Below are 17,952 nucleotides of genomic sequence, written 5' to 3' on the forward strand. Positions count from 1 at the left end.
ACAGGAAATGGCCGGGCCGCGTCACATCAGCGTCAGCGAAGCGAGCCGGCCCGTGCTGCCGCGGCATGCCAAGCTGAAATACGACGAGACGCGGAAGGTCTGGGTGATCCTGGCGCCGGAACGGGTGCTGGCCCCCGATGAGATTGCGGTCGAGGTCCTGCAGCTCTGCGACGGCATCCGCAACGTCGGCGATGTGGCTGACCAGCTCGCCGCGAAGTATGCTGCGCCGCGCGAGGCGATCCTGACTGATGTGATCGGCATGTTGCAGGATCTTGCGGACAAGGGCTTTCTCACGGAAGCCCGGGAGAAGACGTCATGAGTGACGTGCTCGGCGACCCCGGTGTTCCCCACGACGTCAGCGATAGCCTGGCGGTACTCGAAAAGCAGCGCTCGACGGCGGAGACGTTTGGCATTCCGCTCGCAGTGCTGCTCGAGGTGACGCATCGCTGCCCGCTGCAATGCCCCTATTGCTCGAACCCGGTCGAGCTCGACCGCGCCGGCAAGGAACTGACGACCGAGGAGTGGAAGAAGGTCTTGACCGAGCTCGCCGAGATCGGCGTGCTCCAGGTCCATTTCTCCGGCGGAGAGCCGACTGCGCGGAAAGACCTCGTCGAGCTCATCAAGCATGCGAGCGACGCCGGCCTCTATACCAATTTGATCACCTCTGCCGTGCTGCTGACGCGCGACAAGCTGCGCGAGCTGGCGGATGCCGGCCTCTGCCATGTGCAGATCAGCTTTCAGGGTACCGAAGATATCGCCGCCGATCGCGTCGCAGGCTACAAGGGCGCGCATCACAAGAAGCTCGAAGTCGCGAAGTGGACACGCGAGCTCGATCTGCCGCTCACGGTGAACGCGGTGATGCACCGCCAGAACCTGCACCAGCTCCCCGACATCATCCAGATGGCGGTCGATCTCGATGCCGACCGGCTCGAAGTCGCCAACGTCCAATACTACGGCTGGGCGCTGAAGAACCGCGCCGCGCTGATGCCGACGGTTGCGCAGCTCGACGAGACCACCCGTCTCGTCGAGGAGGCACGCGAGCGCCTCAAGGGCACGCTCGCCATCGACTACGTCGTGCCGGATTACTACGCGCTGCGGCCGAAGAAGTGCATGGGCGGCTGGGGCCGGCAGTTCTTCAATATCTCGCCAGCCGGCAAGGTGCTGCCCTGCCATGCGGCCGAGAGCATCACCGGGCTCGACTTCGAGTCCGTGCGCTCCAATCATTCGATTGCCTGGATCTGGCAGAACTCGGACGCCTTCAACCGCTATCGTGGCACCGGCTGGATGAAGGAGCCGTGCAAATCCTGCGAATTCCGCGAGATCGATTTCGGTGGCTGCCGCTGTCAGGCCTTTGCACTGACGGGCGATGCGGCCAATACCGATCCGGCCTGCGCGCTGTCGCCGCTGCACGAGACCATCTTCAAGCAGGCCGAGCGCGAAGCCGAAGGCGAGACCAACCGCTTCCTCTACCGCAACTTTGCCGGTGGCACTTTGGAGCCTGACCCTGGGGAGTCCGGCAAGCATGGCGCCTGACGCCGACGCGGCCAAATCGGCCAAACGCGCCGATCCCTTTGCGCCGCTGACTTCGGAAATGCTCGCCGTCTCCGACGGTCACGAGATCTATGTCGAGAGTGTCGGCCGCACTGACGGCATCCCTGCCGTCTATCTGCATGGCGGTCCCGGCGGCGGCTGCCAGCCCGACCATCGCCGGCTTTTTGATCCTGAACGCTTCCATGCCGTGCTGTTCGACCAGCGCGGCGCCGGCCGCAGTTGGCCGAAGGGCTCGCGCGAGCACAACACCACGCAGCATCTCGTCGCCGACATGGAGTCGATCCGCCAAAGGTTCGGTTTCGAACGCTGGATGGTGATCGGCGGTTCCTGGGGCGCGACGCTGGCGCTGGCCTACGCGCAAGCTCATCCTGAGCGCGTTTCGGGCATCGTGCTGCGCGCAACCTTTCTCGGCACACGAGTGGAGGTCGAGACCGGCTTCACGTCGCGGCTGCCGCAACTCTATCCCGCGCTCAACGAGGACTTTTTGAGCCTGCTGTCGGCCGAAGAACGAGAGCAGCCGATCGAGGCGTACTGGCGCCGCATTCTCGATCCCGACCCTGACTTGCATGGCCCCGCTGCGCGGGCCTGGCACGACACCGAGCGCACGCTGTCCGAACACAAGCCGGCGCGCACGCGGCTCGATCTCGCCACGCTCAACGTGTGGCGCACGCTGCCCGCGACGCCGTTCATGGAAGCACACTACTTCATCAATGACTGCTTCATGGTGCCGGATCAGCTGCTCCGAAATGCCGGCAAGCTCGCCGGCATTCACGGCATCATCATCCAGGGCCGCTATGATCTGTTGTGCCCGCCTGAGACATCCTGGGCGCTCGCGAAAGTGTGGCCGGGTTCCGAGATCCGCATCGTGGAAGAGGCCGGGCATTCTCTCTATGATCCCGGCGTGAGGGACGCCGTAATGAAAGCGATCGCGGACCTCGGCTCGAAAGCCGCGCGCTAGAACTATCTCCTCATCCTGAGGAGCGCTCCGAAGGAGCGCGCCTCGAAGGATAGAGGCCGAGATGCTGCAGTGGGGCCTTCATGGTTCGAGACGCGCGAAGACGCGCTCCTCACCATGAGGGTCTGCAAGAAGGACAACAAGAAGAATGCCACTCGCCGGGAAGGGCATGCTGCTGACGTCGATGAATATCGACGCGGAGCATGAGGCCGATTTCAACCGCTGGTACGATCGCGAACATCTGGAAGAGCGCGTCGCGATCGAGGGTTTCCTGGAGGCGCGGCGCTATATCGCGCACGCAGCCAGCCCCAAATATCTCTGCCTCTATTCGACCACGACGCTCGACGTGCTCGACAGTCCCGCTTATCGGGCGCAGCTTGCAAGCCCGACCGACTGGTCGCGCCGGACCATGGCGCGGTTTGAGAACATGATCCGCGCAGTGGCGCGTATCACCATCAGTCGCGGCACCGGACGCGGTGTCGCGCTCGGCGTGGTACGGCTGCGCCCGCCCCCCGACAATGCCGGTCGATTGCGTGATGCATTGCGGGAAAAGCTCGCGCCGGAAAAACACGACGGCATCATCTCCATGCATCTGCTCGAGAGTGATGCAGAGCTTTCCGGCCCGACGTCGGAGATTCCGTCGGTGCGTAATGCAGACGCCAACGATTGGTTCGTGCTGATCGACGGTACGCGTGTCAGCGCCGTCTCTGCCGTGATTGCCGAACGCTTCACCGGCCCAGCAGCATCACCGTCTTCGCTTCCCGTCTCCGTCGGCACCTACTGCCTGATGTGGGATCTTGCGAAGAGCGACATCGCACGCGGCTGACATCATCACACGCATCACGAGATGCTGCACCGCCACATAGAATGCGCGACTGTTAATGCTATGCGTGCGTAGCTCCTATGAAAGCAGGGCATCGCCCAAATTTGCCTTTGTGCGCGCCTCGGAATGGTTCTAATAAGGTAAGCCTATGATCCAATTTAAGAACCATATCGACGCGTAAGCGTTCGCCAAGCTCAAGAAGGCCGCCGGGTCTTTGGGCCTGTGCGGACAGGGTAGGAATGAAACCGACCGATATCGCGGCCCCCGACTACTTTCACAAGGTAGTCGATTGCCAGTGGGCCTGTCCTGCGCACACCCCGGTTCCCGAATACATCCGTCTGATCGCACAAGGCCGCTACAGCGACGCCTATATGGTCAATTGGAAATCGAACGTGTTTCCCGGAATTCTGGGACGCACCTGCGATCGTCCATGCGAGCCGGCGTGCCGCCGCGGACGCGTCGAGGAAACTCCGGTTGCGATCTGCCGCCTGAAACGCGTCGCGGCCGACTTCAAAGATGACATCAAGCAACGCCTGCCGCGTCCCTCGCCGAAGAACGGCAAGCGCATCGCGCTGGTTGGCGGTGGCCCAGCGTCGCTGACGGTGGCGCGCGATCTCGCGCCGCTCGGTTATCACTGCACCGTGTTCGATGGCGATCCCGAAGCCGGCGGCATGATGCGCACGCAGATCCCGAAATTCCGCCTGCCCAATTCCGTGATCGACGAGGAGACCGGCTACATCCTCGAACTCGGCGTCGAGTTCAAAGGCGGCCACCGCATCGAGAGCATGAAGGCCCTGCTCGCGGACAAGTACGACGCGATCTTCGTCGGCTCCGGTGCGCCGCGCGGCCGCGAGCTCGACATTCCCGGCCGCAAGGAGGCGGCCGCGAACATCCATATCGGCATCGACTGGCTGTCCTCCGTTTCCTTCGGTCACACCAACAAGATCGGCAAGCGCGTGATCGTGCTCGGCGGCGGCAACACCGCGATGGATTGCTGCCGCACGGCGCGCAGGCTCGGCGGCGAGAATGTCAAGGTCGTCGTGCGCTCCGGCTTCGAAGAGATGAAGGCTTCGCCCTGGGAGAAGGAAGACGCGATCCACGAGGACATCCCGATCCTCAATTACATGGTGCCGGTAGAATTCAAGCATGTAGGCGGCAAGCTCATTGGCGTTACCTTCCAGAAGGTCAGGGCCGAATACGACGCCAAGGGCCGCCGCAATCTCGTCCCCTCAGGCGAACCGGACCAGACCATTCCCTGCGACGACGTGTTGGTCGCGGTCGGCCAGGAAAACGCGTTTCCCTGGATCGAGCGCGACTGCGGCATCGAGTTCGACAAGTGGAATATGCCGAAGGTCGATACCAAGACCTTCGTCTCGACCAACCCGAAGGTCTTCTTCGGCGGCGACGCCGCCTTCGGGCCGAAGAACATCATCTGGGCGGTCGCACACGGCCATGACGCCGCGCTGTCGATCCACAGGCTGCTCTCGGGCGAGGACATCAACGAGCGCCCGCTGCCAGAGGTGCACGTTACCTCCCAGAAGATGGGTATCCACGAATGGAGCTATGACAACGACATCTCGCCGGAGAAGCGCTTCAAGGTGCCGCACCGCGACAAGGTGGTGGCCCTGAAGGACATCCGTGCCGAGGTCGAGCTCGGCTACGACGTCAAGCTCGCGCTCGGCGAGGCGCATCGCTGCCTGAACTGCGACGTGCAGACGGTGTTCTCCACCTCGCTGTGCATCGAGTGCGATGCCTGCGTCGACATCTGCCCGATGGATTGCATCACCTTCACGGAGAACGGCGAGGAGGCAGATCTGCGCCAGCGCCTGAAGGCGCCCTCACCGCATCCCGACCAGGATCTCTACGTTTCCGGCGATCTCAAGACCGGGCGCGTGATGGTGAAGGACGAGGACGTCTGCCTGCATTGCGGTCTCTGCGCCGAGCGTTGTCCCACCGGTGCCTGGGACATGCAGAAATACCTCATCGATATGACTCACGCAGGATCATCATGTCCGACAAAAAGCCGATCAGCAGCGTAAACGACTTCGTCGTCCGCTTCGCCAACGTCAACGGCTCGGGCTCGGCTTCGGCCAACGAGCTGTTTGCCCGCGCGATCCTGCGCCATGGCGTACCGGTCTCCCCGCGCAATATCTTCCCCTCCAACATCCAGGGCCTGCCGACCTGGTATGAGGTACGGGTGACGGAAGCCGGCCATCTCGGCGCCCGCGGCGGCGTCGACATGATGGTGGCGATGAACCCGCAGACCTGGGACAAGGACATCGCCGGCATCGAGCCTGGCGGCTACCTGTTCTACGATTCCACCAAGCCGATGCCATCGACGAAATTCCGTGGCGACATCACCGTGATCGGCGTTCCCCTGACCGCGATCACCAACTCGACCTATACCGATCCGCGCCAGCGCCAGCTGTTCAAGAACATCATCTATCTCGGCGCGCTCGCTGCGCTCCTCGACATGGATCCCAAGGTGATCGAGCAGCTGATCGGCGAGCAGTACAAGGGCAAGGAGAAGCTGCTCTCCTCCAACGTCCATGCGCTGCATCTCGGTCGCGACTGGGCGTTGCAGAACCTGAAATGCCCGATCGGGCTGCGGGTGAAGAAGGCCGACAAGGTCGGCGACCGCATCTTCATCGAGGGCAACAGCGCCGCGGCGCTCGGCGCCGTCTATGGTGGCGCGACGGTGTGCGCCTGGTATCCGATCACGCCATCCTCGTCGGTTGCGGAAGCCTTCACCAGTCACTGCAAGAAGTACCGGCACGATCCCGAGACCGGCAAGGCGAAATACGCGATCGTGCAGGGCGAGGACGAGCTTGCCTCCATCGGCATCGTGATCGGTGCCTCCTGGAACGGCGCACGTGCCTTCACCGCGACGTCGGGCCCGGGCATCTCGCTGATGACGGAGTTCATCGGCCTCTCTTACTTCGCCGAGATCCCGGCCGTGATCATGAACATCCAGCGCGCCGGCCCCTCGACGGGCATGCCGACCCGCACGCAGCAATGCGACATCATCGCCTGCGCCTATGCCTCGCATGGCGACACCAAGCACGTGCTGCTGTTCCCGGAAGATCCGGCCGAGGCCTTCGAGTTCGCGGCGGCCGCGTTCGATCTCGCCGAGCGGCTTCAGACCACGATCTTCCTGATGCTCGATCTCGATATCGGCATGAACCACCGCCTCTGCCGTCCGCTGAAGTGGGACGACGCGCGGCAATATGACCGCGGCAAGGTAATGACCGCGGAGATGCTGGAAGAGGGCCGCGACTTCGGCCGCTACCTCGACGTCGACGGTGACGGCATCCCCTACCGCACCTATCCCGGCACGCATCCGACCAAGGGCTCCTATTTTACCCGCGGCACCTCGCGCGACCGCTATGCGCGCTACTCCGAGGAAGGCACGGTTTACGCCGACAACATGCAGCGCCTGGTGCGCAAGTTCGAGACCGCGCAGGATCTCGTGCCCCGGCCGCTCCAGGCCAATGCGGAACGGCCGACCAAATATGGCGTGATCTATTTCGGCTCTACGGCGCCGGCGATGGACGAGGCGATCGGCCTTTTGGAAGCGCGCGGGCATCAGCTCGACAGGTTGCGCATCCGCGCATTCCCGTTCCATTCGAGCGTGGCGAGCTTCCTCGCCGAGCACGATTTCGTCTACGTCGTCGAGCAGAACCGCGACAGCCAGCTCCGTCAGCTCATCGTCAACGAGAACGGCATCGACCCGGTGCGTCTCGTACCGATCGTACATTACGACGGCTCGCCGATCACCGCCCGCTTCATCGCAAAAGCCATTGGCGACCACCAGGATCACCTCAAGGTGACCCCGCTCCGCAAGGCCGTGTCATGACCTACATTGCAAAGCCGAAATTTCATCACCCGGGCCTGAAGAAGAACGAGCTCGGCTACACGCATCGCGACTACGAGGGCAAGATCTCGACGCTGTGCGCCGGCTGCGGCCACGACTCGATCACGGCCTCGATCATCGAGGCGTGCTACGAACTCTCGATCGAGCCACACCGGGTGGCGAAGATCTCCGGCATCGGCTGCTCGTCGAAGACGCCCGACTATTTCCTCGGCAATTCGCACGGCTTCAACTCCGTGCACGGCCGCATGCCGTCGGTGCTGACCGGCGCCAACCTCGCCAATCGCGACCTGATCTATCTCGGCGTCTCCGGCGACGGCGATTCCGCCTCGATCGGTTTCGGCCAGTTCGCACACTCGATCCGGCGCGGCGTCAACATGACCTATATCGTCGAGAACAACGGCGTTTATGGCCTGACCAAGGGCCAGTTTTCGGCGACCGCCGACCGCGGCTCGAAATCCAAGAAGGGCGTCACCAACACCGACAACGCCATCGACCTCGTCGCGATCGCGCTGCAGTTGGGGGCGACCTTCGTCGCGCGCAGCTTCTCCGGCGACAAAACGCAACTTGTACCACTTATCGCCGCGGCGATCCGCCACAAGGGTGCGTCCTTCATCGACGTCATCAGCCCTTGCATCGCCTTCAACAATCATGCCGGCTCGACCAAGAGCTTCGACTATGTCCGCGAGCACAATGACGCGGTGAACCGGCTCGACGTGCTGGTCGGTCGCGACCCGATCGCCGTCGACTACGCGCCTGGCTCGGTGCAGGTTGTCGAGCAGCATGACGGCAGCAAGATCGCGCTGCGCAAGATCGATGCCGACTACGATCCGCATGACCGGTTAGGGGCGATGACCTTCCTGCAGAAGCACGCCGCCAAGGGGCAGATCGTCACCGGGCTGCTCTATGTCGATCCGGACGCGGAGGATTTGCACGAGCATCTCAACACGGTCGAGACGCCGCTGAACAGGCTGGAGGCAGACGATCTCTGCCCGGGCTCAACCGTGCTGGACAAGATCAACGCCAGCCTGCGCTAAAGCGCGATGAGATCAGGACGAATCGTCATCGCGCTTTAGGTTGTTGTTTACGCATGATCTCCGCGCAAACGCGTTCCGCGTTTGTCGCGAGGGAAAACCGCTTCGCACTTTGCGCTAACGCGGCCCTTCGGGTCCGGATCATGCTTTAGCCAGCAGACCGGACGAAACCCTATCTGACCCGGACGCTGACCTTGCTCGACACAACGGGCGGGTCGAACGGATAGTGCTTCGCGTCGCCGAGCACCAGCTGAAGCGTGTGGGTGCCTGGCGGGAGCTCGAGAAAGGTCTCGGTCTGCCCCGCTCCAAAGTGAAGATGCGACTTGTCCTGCGGAATCGGCTCCTTGGGATCGATCGGGTCGTTGACGTCGATCAGCAGATGATGATGACCACTGTTCTGGTAATCGTCGCCGGCATGCGTCACGCCCATGTTGCGCAAGCCGAACCGGACCCAGAATCCGCCCCTGATCTTCTGACCATCATGCGGCGTGATGAAATAGAGCTTTGCGTCCTTCGGCGCCGGCTTGCCTTGCGAATAGGCTGCGTTGGAGGACAATGCGAGCAGTGCTGAAAGCGCGAGGCAGCAGACGATCTTCATCGATCTCCCTCCGCGCCTACGGACCAAGCGCTATGCGGAAGCCGTGGGTCGGATAGCGAACATTGGTATCGTAGCTGTCGCGGTTCGCCGGTCGCACATAGCGCGCGTCGTTCTTCCAGGACCCCGAGCGCAGAACATGCGAACCGCAGTCGCCGCCGATCCAGGCTGAGCCGTCGGCCGGAGCGCCCTGGTAGTTCTTGTGCCAGCAATCGGCGACCCACTGATCGACGCCGCCTCCCATGTCGTAAAGCCCAAAGGGATTGGGCTTGAAACTGCCGACCTTGACCGGTTGATCGGCCGCCACGTCTCCGCAATCCTTGCAAGCCGCCATGCCCGGCTGCGGCTTGTCGCCCCACCAGTATTTTGTCTGGGTACCGCCGCGGGCGGCATACTCCCATTCAGCTTCGCTCGGAAGCCGGTACGGCTTCTTCGTCGCCTGCGCGAGCCAGCCGGCATATTGCTGCGCGTCCGTCCAACTTACATTCGTGACGGGAGCGTCGTCCTTTCCGACTGCCGCAAATCCGCAGGCCTTCGCCGCCGCACATTCGTTCCATTCACGGACGGTCACGGGATATTTTCCGATCGCAAATGGTTTGATCGCAACCTGGTGGATCGGTCTTTCCGTCGGATCCTCGTTGCTGCCCATCGCAAAACTGCCGGCGCGGATCGCAATCACTTCCGGCTCCTGGACCTGTGCCGTGGATTGCGTCGCTGGTGGAGGCGAGGCTGCGGGCGCTGGCATTGCTGTCGGCGACGGAGAGGCCACGGGAGCGGCCTGCGGCGCCGGCGCCGTCGAGCCGGGTTCGGTTTGACCGGATTGCGGCGCCGGGGATGCTGGCGGAGCCGCGGCGGGGGGAGCTGCCGCGTGCTGATCGAGACGGGGGCCTTGCTGCGCGAGCAGGTACCAAAGCACGCCGCTCGCAATCACGAGCAAGGTCAGGCCGAGGAGAAACAGCAGGACGGTCTCGCGCCGGCCTCGCGTCCTGCCGACGGCGTCCGCGTCCGGCAGCACGCGATAGACGCGCACGGGATCGGTGATGTTCTTGACCTTGCGGTCCCCGAGCGATTCGTAGCCGCACACGACCTTGTGCTTGATCTGCTCATAGATCGCGCCTGAGATGAAGACCTGACCGGGCTCGGCAATCCCTTCAATCCGCGTCGCGATGTTGACGCCGTCGCCATAGACGTCGTCCGGCTCCACGATGACATCACCGAGATTGACGCCAATCCGGTATTCGATCCGTGAATCCTTCGGAAGCGTGGCATTGCGGCCGACGAGGTTCTGCTGGATGACGATGCTGCACCGAACAGCCTCGACGGGACTGTCGAAAATCGCGATGAAGCCGTCGCCCGTCGTCTTGATCAGCGTTCCGTGGTGCTCGACGATGCTGGGCTGGATCAGATCGCGCTCGATCCGCTTGACGCGGACATGCGTGCCTTCCTCGTCGGCCTGCATCAAGCGGCTGTAGGACGCGATGTCGCCGACGATAATGGCGGCGAGGCGGCGAGGCATCCTGTTATTCGGAGGCGGCTCACCCTGATTCCCCGATTTGAAGTTGCGAATTTCGCCCATTGCTGGGGCTCCACAAACTTGCAAATGGCGGCATGCACGTTCAGCCTCAATGGAGGCTGCGTACAAAATGCAGGCTATCACATCGCGCAGTACGGACAAGCAAGGTGCGACCGGATCAGAGCTTCTCGCGAAGTATCGGCATCGGGTTCCGGTCGAAAATGCCGCTGCGCCCTTTGAACTTTCTCAATGCCGCGAGCGACTAAAGCTTGCAACGGAACTTCGTCGCGCCGAGCGAGACTTCGCTCACTCGATGGCTTCGTCGGCGCTCGCAAGCAGGTCCGGCGGCACCTCGATCCCCAACAGCTTCGCCGTCCTCAAATTGATGACGAGCTCGAATTTTGTCGGCGCCTGCACCGGTAGATCGGCCGGCTTCGTTCCGCGAAGAATGCTATCCGCATAGGAAGCGACCTGGCGGAACAAGTCCGGGAAATCCAGCCCGTACGACATCAGCGCACCGCCTGTCGGAAAGCTGCGGAACGGATGGATGCTGGGAATACGCAGCTCGTTGGTCAGGCTGACGATCAGATCCTGATGCAGGATCGGCAGGGAGTCGGGTAGCGTCATCAGCCCGGCCCTGGGCAAACCTCCCGCGCCGCGAATGGCGCGCTCGATCTCGCCGGCATCGCCGACGTAGATGGTCTGCACGTTCACGCCGGTTTCGCGTCCGTCGCTCTCGATCTGGCGAGCGAACGGCGCGCTGGTGTTGTTGTCGGGATTGGCGATCAGGACGATACGTTCGATCGTCGTGTCGATGGCCTTCAGCAGATCGACCCATTTGCCCCCGACCGCGAGTTCGAAATTCGTAAAGCCGGTGAGGCTTCCTCCGGGGTGCGACAAGGACGCCACCACCCCGAGCTCGACGGGATCAGCCACCAGCAGGAAGACGACGGGTATCGCGCCTGAATACTTGCGCATTGCCTCGAGTGCAGGACTTCCCTGCGCGATCAGCAGGTCCGGCTTCCGCTGCACCAGCGAAGCCGAGGCCTCCGACAGGGGGGATGCCATCGGTTTGGCCAGCCGCAGGTCGAACTCCAGATTATCGCCGTCGCGCCAGCCGAGCTCGCGCAGCCGGTCCAGGAGTGCGGCGCGAAGCGGCAGCAATTGCTGCTCGCTGAACGAGGAGACCATGCCGACGAGCTTCCTGCGCGGCGCCGGCTGGGCGTTCGCCGCAAGCCACGGCGCGGCCGCCAGGAGCCCGATTGCGCGGATGAAGGCACGCCGGATCATGCGCGGCCCGGATTGGCTAGAATGCATCATGCGCGTGTATCAGCATTCGGCCATCCAGGGGATGGGTAAATCCGGGGCTTGCCCGGCGCACCAGGCCATCGCGGGCAAGTGAACGCATCCTGCCCGCGTGGCGACTAACCGCCATATCCCGCCGGCCGGCAGCCGGACACCTCACCGGTTCGAAGCGCTCAGGACCAAACATGAAACTTCCCCTCCTCGTCGCTTTCACCCTCGCCGCTCTCGCCGGCACCGGCCAAGCCCAGGAGGCGACCAAGGCCCAGTCCGATACTTTTGACGCGCGAATGTTTGCGGGCGCTCCCGGCCACAAGGCCTATGCCTGCTTCGTCCGCCGCTACGATGCCGACCATCTGGCTCACCATCCGAAGCAGAAAGTTGCCTCCATGAAGCTGCTGGTCTCGGCCGAATACGAGAAAGAGGACAAGGAGCTGCACTACGCCTTCCGTCTGGGCTTCCGATACCGGCACCGCTCGGGCGAATTCGATTCCTCCGGCTCCTGCGGTCACGCGCTGTTTCAGGACAATGGCGACGAGGTCCGCTTCGGCTGCGGCGTCGATTGCGACGGCGGCGGCATCGGGATTGCGCTGTCGAAAGACGACAAGTCGGCTATCGTTCGGCTCGAACGCGTCAAGGTCTGGCAGAACAACAAGCTCGACGACGACGCCGAGGAATCGCTGGTCGCCGGCGTCGATGACAAGATTTTCCGGCTCGACCGCACCGATGCCAGCGAGTGCGCCTCGCTCGTGACCGACCGCAAGGAACTCGCCGCGCTTCGCCACAAGTGACAGGTTCGACCCGAACTCGAGAGACCCGCGATGAACCGACGTAGTATTCTGTGGAGCGCAGTATCAGCGTTGGGCACGGCCTTCGCCGCGTCGCGCGCGAAGGCTGCGACCGAACCGACGCCCGCGGACAGGCTGAAGGTCGTCTATCATTTGAGCGATGCCGAGAAGGTCAATTTCGTGCTCGGCAATATCCAGAATCATATCGACGGCGTCGGCGGTCCAGAGCACGTGACGATCGCGCTCGTCGTCCACGGGCCGGCGCTCAAGGCGTTTCATTCGGCGCGAGCCAATCCCGACGTCAGCAAGCGCGTCGGCGATTTCTCCAGGGATGGCGTTGAGCTCGCTGCCTGCAGCAATACCATGAGGGCGCAGAACATCACGCTGAAGGATCTCTTGCCCGGCTTCGTCGCCGCGGAGAAAGGCGGCGTGGTCCGCCTCGCGGAGCTGCAAGCGCGGGGGTATTTGTATTTGCGGCCGTGAGGCCAATGCAAGCCGCCTTCCCGTCTCCTCTTGGGGAGAAGGTGCGCATCCTGTGAATTGCCTACGCCGCCGCGGGGATCGGCCGCGGGCTCACGACGTACTCCCGCAAAACCTTGTCGTTGGCATCCACCTCGATCAACGACACGTCGTAGGTCCAGAGATCGGCGAGATGCTGGAGCACGCGCTTGGCGTCGGTCTCGTTGAGCTGCGAGCCCTTGATGACGTGGTGATGCAGGATCAGCCGGCGGTCGCCGGCGAGGTCGACGTCGACCACCTCGATATTGGCATCGATGAAGCCGACATCGTGCTGCCGTGCGAGCTCACGGCGGACGCGACGGAAGCCGCGCTCGTCGTGGATGGCATCGACCCGGATGCCGGCACGCTCCTCCGGATTGTCGTGGAGATGGAACATGCGCAGGTGCCGCATCAGCCTGGGACTGAGGAACTGCCCGATGAAGCTCTCATCGCGGTAGTTCGCCCAGACGTCGCGCAGCACGCCCATGGCGTCGCCCTTGCCGGCAATGTCCGGGAACCACTCCCGGTCCTCGGCCTCGGGATTTGTGGCGATCCGCTCGATATCCTGCATCATCGCAAAGCCGAGCGCATAAGGATTGAAGCCGGAGAAGCGCGGATCGTCGAACTCCGGCTGGAACACCACGTTGGTGTGTGATTGCAGGAATTCGAGGAAGTTGCCGTCGGTGATGCGGCCCTGCTTATGCAGGGTCGACATGATGCGATAGTGGACGTAGGTCGCCGTCCCCTCGTTCATCACCTTGGTCTGGCTCTGCGGATAGAAATACTGCGCGATGTGGCGGACGATCCGCAACAATTCACGCTGCCAGGGCGCCAGCCGCGGCGCGCTCTTTTCCAGGAAGTAGAGCAGGTTTTCCTGCGGCAGGCCGAGCAGCTTGCGACGCCGCTCGATGCTCAGCACCGACCGGCTCTTGCTCGGACCTGTCGGCACGGTGCGCCAGAGGTCGTTGAAGACCTCCTCCTCGTGCTGGCGACGGCGGCCGGCGCGCTTTTCCTCGGCCCGCAGATCGATATTCTTCTTGCCGGGATACCGGTCGATGCCGTGCGACATCAGCGCATGCGCCGCGTCGAGCGTGCGCTCGACCTCGACGCGGCCAAAGCGCGCCTCGCATTGCGAGACGTAGTTCTTGGCGAAGTCGAGGTAGTCCAGGATGCCGTCGGCATCGGTCCACTGCTTGAACAAATAGTTGTTCTTGAAGAAGTGGTTGTGGCCGAACGCGGCATGCGCGATCACCAGCGTCTGCATCGTCGCCGTGTTCTCCTCCATCAAATAGGAGATGCAGGGCGAAGAATTGATCACGATCTCGTAGGCGAGGCCCATCAGGCCCTTGCGGTAGGAGGCCTCGTGAAACGCAAAATGCTTGCCGAAGGACCAGTGCTTGTAGAACAGCGGCATGCCGACGGATGAGTAGGCGTCCAGCATCTGCTCGGCGGTGATCACCTCGATCTGGTTCGGATAGACGTCGAGGCCGAGCACCTTCTTCGCGACATCCTCGCAGGCATCGTGGATACGCTGCAAGGTGAGGAAGTCCCAGTCCGCGCCTTCGAACAATCGCCCGGTCTTGTCCGTCATGGAGCGGCCTTCTCCTGATTTTCGCGGCGCTGGAACAGGTCGTGGAACACCGGGAAGATTTCGCCGCGCTCGCTGACCTTGCGCATCGACAGCGGCGCGCCGCTGTTGCGCAGGCGCTCATAAAGCGTCCAGAGCGAGGAATCGGAGAGATCGAAGGCGCTGCCGCCGGACTCGCCAACCTCGAGATAAGCGAAGAACTGGCAGACCGGCAGGATTTTCTCGGTCAGGAGCATGCCGGCGAGTTCGCCGTCGGAATAGGAGTTGTCGCCGTCGGAGGCCTGGGCGGCATAGATGTTCCAGTCCGATGGATTGAAGCGCTCGCGCACGATCTCATGCATCGCCTGGAGCGCGCTCGACACCAGCGTGCCACCCGATGCCGGACCATAGAAGAAGGTCTGCTCGTCCACCTCCTCCGCGCGGTCGGTGTGGCGGATGAAAACGATCTCGACGTGCTTGTAGCGACGCTTCAAGAAGACGTAGAGCAGCATGTAGAAACGCTTGGCGAGATCCTTCATGTGCTCGGACATCGAGCCGGAGACGTCCATCAGGCAGAACATCACCGCCTGCGCTACGGGCTTCGGAACCGTCTCGAAGCGGCGATAGCGGATGTCGAGCGGATCGATGAAGGGGATGCGCTTGGATTTCACCTTCAGCTTCTCGAACTCGGCGACGAGCGCCGCGCGCTCGACTTCGTCGGTGCATTCGGCGATCCTGGCTTCCAGCTCATCCATTTCGCTCTTGCGCGGACGGCGCAGCGCGATACGGCGGGCGAGCGCGAGCTGGACAGTCCGGTTGACGGAGATGTTCGCAGGTGAGCCAGACGTGGTGTAGCCGGCGCGCTGGAGGCCCTCGCTTTCGGTCTGGGTGATCTTGCGCTTGGCGAGATCGGGAAGCTCGAGATCATCGAGGAAGAGATCGACGAACTCGTCGCGGCTCAAGACGAAGCGAAAGGCGTCCTCGCTGTCGCCTTCACCGGGACCGGAGTCCTTGGCGCTGCCCTGCCCCTGGCGCTGCAGATAGTCGCCCTCGACGAACTTCTTGTTCCCGGGCAGCACCATGTCGCGCGTGCCACCTTCGCGGCGGAAGCGCGGCTCGTGCATCCCGTCGAGGGGGATCGTGACCTCCCCTCCCTCCAGGACGTCCTTGATATCGCGTTCCTGCGAGGTCTTCTTGACGGCGCCCTGCACCAGGGATTTGGCTCGACGCAAGAACCGCTGGCGGTTCTCAAGACTCTTGCCGCCCGGATTCAGGCGCCTGTCAATAATGTGGGCCACGTTCTCATCCGCCTCAACCGGCCTGCTTCACACGCATATACCACTCGACCAGCCGGCGAACCTGACGCTCGGTGTAGCCGCGCTCCACCATGCGTGCGACAAACTCGCCGTGCTTCTTCTCGGTCTCGCCGTCCTTCTTGGACCCGAACGAGATCACCGGAAGCAGGTCCTCGACCTGAGAGAATATCCGCTTTTCGATCACGTCGCGAATCTTCTCGTAAGAGGTCCAGTTCGGATTCTTGCCGCTGTTCTGAGCCCTGGCCCGTAACGAGAATTTGACCACCTCGTTCCGGAAGTCCTTCGGGTTGGCGATGCCGGCCGGCTTCTCGATCTTGGTCAACTCCTGGTTCAAGAGTTCGCGATCCAGGAGCTGTCCCGTATCGGGATCCTTGAAGTCCTGATCCTCGATCCAGGCATCGGCATAGTCCACGTAGCGGTCGAACAGGTTCTGGCCGTAATCCGAGTAGGATTCGAGATAGGCCTTCTGGATCTCGTTACCGATGAACTCGGCGTAACGCGGCGCAAGCTCGGCCTTGATGAATTCCAAGTAGCGCTTCTCGGTCTCCTCGGGAAGCTGCTCGCGGCGGATCGCCTGTTCCAGCGCGTACATCAGATGCACGGTATCGGCTGCGACCTCCTGCGGATCGTGGTTGAAGGTCGCGGCCAAGATCTTGAAGGCGAAGCGAGTGGAAACGCCGTCCATGCCCTCATCGACACCGGCGGCATCACGATATTCCTGGACGCTGCGCGCCTTGGGATCGGATTCCTTCAGGCTTTCGCCATCGTAGACCCGCATCTTGGCAAACAGCGTGGAATTTTCGTGCCTGCGCAGACGTGACATCACCGAGAACCGCGCCATCGTCTCCAGCGTCGCGGGCGCGCAAGGTGCCGAGGCAAGCTCTGAGCCCTGGATCAGCTTTTCGTATATCTTCTGCTCCTCGGTGTATCGCAGGACATAGGGCACCTTGATCACGCAGATGCGGTCGATGAAGGCTTCGTTGTTCTTGTTGGACTTGAAACTCGCCCACTCGGCCTCGTTCGAGTGCGCGAGGATGATGCCGGTGAAGGGGATCGCACCGATGTTCTCGGTGCCGATATAGTTGCCCTCCTGCGTCGCGGTGAGTAGCGGATGCAGCATCTTGATCGGCGCCTTGAACATCTCGACGAACTCGAGGATGCCCTGGTTGGCGCGGTTGAGACCGCCGGAATAGCTGTACGCATCCGGGTCGTTCTGCGCGTAGGTCTCGAGCTTGCGGATATCGACCTTGCCGACCAGCGAGGAGATGTCCTGATTGTTCTCGTCACCGGGCTCTGTCTTGGCGATCGCGATCTGGCGCAGCCGCGACGGCTGGATCTTGGCGACGCGGAATTGCGAGATGTCGCCGCCGAAGGCCTCCAGCCGCTTGTAGCACCACGGGCTCATGAGGCCGGTGAGACGCCGGCGTGGAATGCCGTACTTCTCTTCCAACATCGGCCCGAGCTGCTCGGGATCGAACAGGCTGAGCGGGCTTTCGAACACCGGGCTCAGTTCATCGCCAGCCTTCAGCACGTAGATGGGCTGCACCTCCATCAACGACTTGAGCCGCTCCGCGAGCGAGGATTTGCCGCCGCCGACCGGGCCGAGCAGATAGAGGATCTGCTTGCGTTCTTCGAGGCCTTGCGCGGCGTGACGGAAGAAACCGACGATGCGCTCGATCGTTTCTTCCATGCCGTAGAAGCCGGCGAAGGCTGGATAGGTGCGGATCGTGCGGTTCAAAAAGATACGGCCAAGGCGTGGGTCCTTGGCCGTGTCAATCGTCTGGGGTTCACCGATCGCAGCTAGTAGTCGCTCGGCTGAGTTCGCGTACTTCATGGGATCGCTTCGACACGATTCCAGATATTCCGCCATCGACAAGTCGTGCTGGCTTCTCGCCTCGAACGACCGAGCGAAAGCGTTGAACAAAGAATCGTTGTACATGATCCCTCTCCGCGTGATTTCCGCTACTCAAGCTGAAACGAAAGCAGTTACCGGACCGTTCCTCAGCGCCCGTCTCGAATCAGCGTGAGCACATGATGATCATTGGACACCCGAGCGCCTTCTTGGCGCAACGCACGACGTAGGCACCGGATGAGTTACGAACAGGCACTTGCCTGTTATTTATGCGAATCTATACCCGT

16 protein-coding genes are annotated in these 17,952 nt (G+C 62.5%); 10 read left to right on the top strand and 6 right to left on the bottom strand.

Features of this window, described 5'->3' with window-relative positions; genetic code table 11:
• The first annotated feature begins 7 nt into the window (after positions 1–7).
• The 7 genes from pqqD (at position 8) to Q3C01_RS23550 (ending at position 8,237) form a co-directional block, all read left to right on the top strand.
• Complete coding sequence (pqqD, locus tag Q3C01_RS23520; RefSeq protein ID WP_458147675.1) at positions 8–319, top strand: pyrroloquinoline quinone biosynthesis peptide chaperone PqqD; 312 nt, start codon at positions 8–10, stop codon at positions 317–319.
• Positions 316–1,533: a pyrroloquinoline quinone biosynthesis protein PqqE gene (gene pqqE, locus Q3C01_RS23525; protein ID WP_458147676.1), complete on the top strand. Its 1,218-nt coding sequence runs from the start codon at positions 316–318 to the stop codon at positions 1,531–1,533. Before pqqD ends, pqqE begins: the two co-directional genes overlap by 4 nt.
• Positions 1,523–2,509: a prolyl aminopeptidase gene (gene pip / locus Q3C01_RS23530; protein ID WP_458147677.1), complete on the top strand. Its 987-nt coding sequence runs from the start codon at positions 1,523–1,525 to the stop codon at positions 2,507–2,509. Before pqqE ends, pip begins: the two co-directional genes overlap by 11 nt.
• 145 nt (positions 2,510–2,654) lie before the next feature.
• Positions 2,655–3,332: a hypothetical protein gene (locus tag Q3C01_RS23535; RefSeq protein WP_458147678.1), complete on the top strand. Its 678-nt coding sequence runs from the start codon at positions 2,655–2,657 to the stop codon at positions 3,330–3,332.
• Positions 3,333–3,568: 236 nt separating this feature from the next.
• Entirely contained in the window at positions 3,569–5,368 is a 1,800-nt protein-coding gene (locus tag Q3C01_RS23540) for an FAD-dependent oxidoreductase (protein ID WP_458147679.1), read from the top strand.
• Positions 5,338–7,185 carry a 2-oxoacid:acceptor oxidoreductase subunit alpha gene (locus Q3C01_RS23545; protein ID WP_458147680.1) on the top strand — a complete coding sequence of 616 codons (1,848 nt, stop codon included), beginning with the start codon at positions 5,338–5,340 and terminating at the stop codon, positions 7,183–7,185. The genes Q3C01_RS23540 and Q3C01_RS23545 overlap by 31 nt, the downstream gene beginning before the upstream one ends.
• The gene (locus Q3C01_RS23550) at positions 7,182–8,237 is read left to right on the top strand and encodes a 2-oxoacid:ferredoxin oxidoreductase subunit beta (RefSeq protein ID WP_458147681.1); all 1,056 of its coding nucleotides are present in this window, start codon (positions 7,182–7,184) and stop codon (positions 8,235–8,237) included. The genes Q3C01_RS23545 and Q3C01_RS23550 overlap by 4 nt, the downstream gene beginning before the upstream one ends.
• A gap of 169 nt (positions 8,238–8,406) precedes the next feature.
• On the opposite strand, the gene Q3C01_RS23555 is transcribed toward Q3C01_RS23550, so the two are convergent.
• The 3 genes from Q3C01_RS23555 to Q3C01_RS23565 form a co-directional block, all read right to left on the bottom strand.
• Entirely contained in the window at positions 8,407–8,832 is a 426-nt protein-coding gene (locus Q3C01_RS23555) for a DUF4399 domain-containing protein (RefSeq protein ID WP_458147682.1), read from the bottom strand.
• A 16-nt stretch (positions 8,833–8,848) separates the two neighbouring features.
• Positions 8,849–10,405: an SUMF1/EgtB/PvdO family nonheme iron enzyme gene (locus Q3C01_RS23560; RefSeq protein WP_458147683.1), complete on the bottom strand. Its 1,557-nt coding sequence runs from the start codon at positions 10,403–10,405 to the stop codon at positions 8,849–8,851.
• 243 nt (positions 10,406–10,648) lie between these two features.
• Positions 10,649–11,533, bottom strand: a complete 885-nt coding sequence (locus Q3C01_RS23565; protein ID WP_458147684.1) for an ABC transporter substrate-binding protein — start codon at positions 11,531–11,533, stop codon at positions 10,649–10,651.
• On the opposite strand from Q3C01_RS23565, the gene Q3C01_RS23570 reads away from it, so the two are divergent.
• The 3 genes from Q3C01_RS23570 (at position 11,532) to Q3C01_RS23580 (ending at position 12,915) form a co-directional block, all read left to right on the top strand.
• Positions 11,532–11,744, top strand: a complete 213-nt coding sequence (locus Q3C01_RS23570) for a hypothetical protein (protein ID WP_458147685.1) — start codon at positions 11,532–11,534, stop codon at positions 11,742–11,744. The genes Q3C01_RS23565 and Q3C01_RS23570 overlap by 2 nt on opposite strands.
• Positions 11,745–11,832: 88 nt before the next feature.
• A complete protein-coding gene (locus Q3C01_RS23575) occupies positions 11,833–12,435 on the top strand; it encodes a hypothetical protein (protein ID WP_458147686.1) in 603 nt (200 codons plus the stop codon).
• Between the two features lie 30 nt (positions 12,436–12,465).
• Positions 12,466–12,915, top strand: a complete 450-nt coding sequence (locus Q3C01_RS23580; protein ID WP_458147687.1) for a DsrE family protein — start codon at positions 12,466–12,468, stop codon at positions 12,913–12,915.
• Positions 12,916–12,976: 61 nt separating this feature from the next.
• On the opposite strand, the gene Q3C01_RS23585 is transcribed toward Q3C01_RS23580, so the two are convergent.
• The 3 genes from Q3C01_RS23585 to Q3C01_RS23595 are packed head-to-tail and all read right to left on the bottom strand — an operon-like array spanning position 12,977 to position 17,752.
• Positions 12,977–14,521, bottom strand: coding sequence for a SpoVR family protein (locus Q3C01_RS23585; RefSeq protein WP_458147688.1), 1,545 nt, complete (start codon positions 14,519–14,521; stop codon positions 12,977–12,979).
• A complete protein-coding gene (locus tag Q3C01_RS23590) occupies positions 14,518–15,795 on the bottom strand; it encodes a YeaH/YhbH family protein (protein ID WP_458147689.1) in 1,278 nt (425 codons plus the stop codon). Before Q3C01_RS23590 ends, Q3C01_RS23585 begins: the two co-directional genes overlap by 4 nt.
• 13 nt (positions 15,796–15,808) lie before the next feature.
• On the bottom strand, positions 15,809–17,752 hold the full coding sequence (locus Q3C01_RS23595; RefSeq protein WP_458147690.1) for a PrkA family serine protein kinase: 1,944 nt from the start codon (positions 17,750–17,752) through the stop codon (positions 15,809–15,811).
• Between the last annotated feature and the right edge of the window lie 200 nt (positions 17,753–17,952).

This window comes from Bradyrhizobium sp. UFLA05-109 (genome assembly GCF_054185165.1).

Bases quoted from the DNA above. Each gene is read 5' to 3' on its own strand.
- pqqD (WP_458147675.1), top strand. From the start codon at position 8: ATGGCCGGGCCGCGTCACATCAGCGTCAGCGAAGCGAGCCGGCCCGTG.
- pqqE (WP_458147676.1), top strand. From the start codon at position 316: ATGAGTGACGTGCTCGGCGACCCCGGTGTTCCCCACGACGTCAGCGAT.
- pip (WP_458147677.1), top strand. From the start codon at position 1,523: ATGGCGCCTGACGCCGACGCGGCCAAATCGGCCAAACGCGCCGATCCC.
- Q3C01_RS23535 (WP_458147678.1), top strand. From the start codon at position 2,655: ATGCCACTCGCCGGGAAGGGCATGCTGCTGACGTCGATGAATATCGAC.
- Q3C01_RS23540 (WP_458147679.1), top strand. From the start codon at position 3,569: ATGAAACCGACCGATATCGCGGCCCCCGACTACTTTCACAAGGTAGTC.
- Q3C01_RS23545 (WP_458147680.1), top strand. From the start codon at position 5,338: ATGTCCGACAAAAAGCCGATCAGCAGCGTAAACGACTTCGTCGTCCGC.
- Q3C01_RS23550 (WP_458147681.1), top strand. From the start codon at position 7,182: ATGACCTACATTGCAAAGCCGAAATTTCATCACCCGGGCCTGAAGAAG.
- Q3C01_RS23555 (WP_458147682.1), bottom strand. From the start codon at position 8,832: ATGAAGATCGTCTGCTGCCTCGCGCTTTCAGCACTGCTCGCATTGTCC.
- Q3C01_RS23560 (WP_458147683.1), bottom strand. From the start codon at position 10,405: ATGGGCGAAATTCGCAACTTCAAATCGGGGAATCAGGGTGAGCCGCCT.
- Q3C01_RS23570 (WP_458147685.1), top strand. From the start codon at position 11,532: ATGCCGACGAGCTTCCTGCGCGGCGCCGGCTGGGCGTTCGCCGCAAGC.
- Q3C01_RS23565 (WP_458147684.1), bottom strand. From the start codon at position 11,533: ATGGTCTCCTCGTTCAGCGAGCAGCAATTGCTGCCGCTTCGCGCCGCA.
- Q3C01_RS23575 (WP_458147686.1), top strand. From the start codon at position 11,833: ATGAAACTTCCCCTCCTCGTCGCTTTCACCCTCGCCGCTCTCGCCGGC.
- Q3C01_RS23580 (WP_458147687.1), top strand. From the start codon at position 12,466: ATGAACCGACGTAGTATTCTGTGGAGCGCAGTATCAGCGTTGGGCACG.
- Q3C01_RS23585 (WP_458147688.1), bottom strand. From the start codon at position 14,521: ATGACGGACAAGACCGGGCGATTGTTCGAAGGCGCGGACTGGGACTTC.
- Q3C01_RS23595 (WP_458147690.1), bottom strand. From the start codon at position 17,752: ATGTACAACGATTCTTTGTTCAACGCTTTCGCTCGGTCGTTCGAGGCG.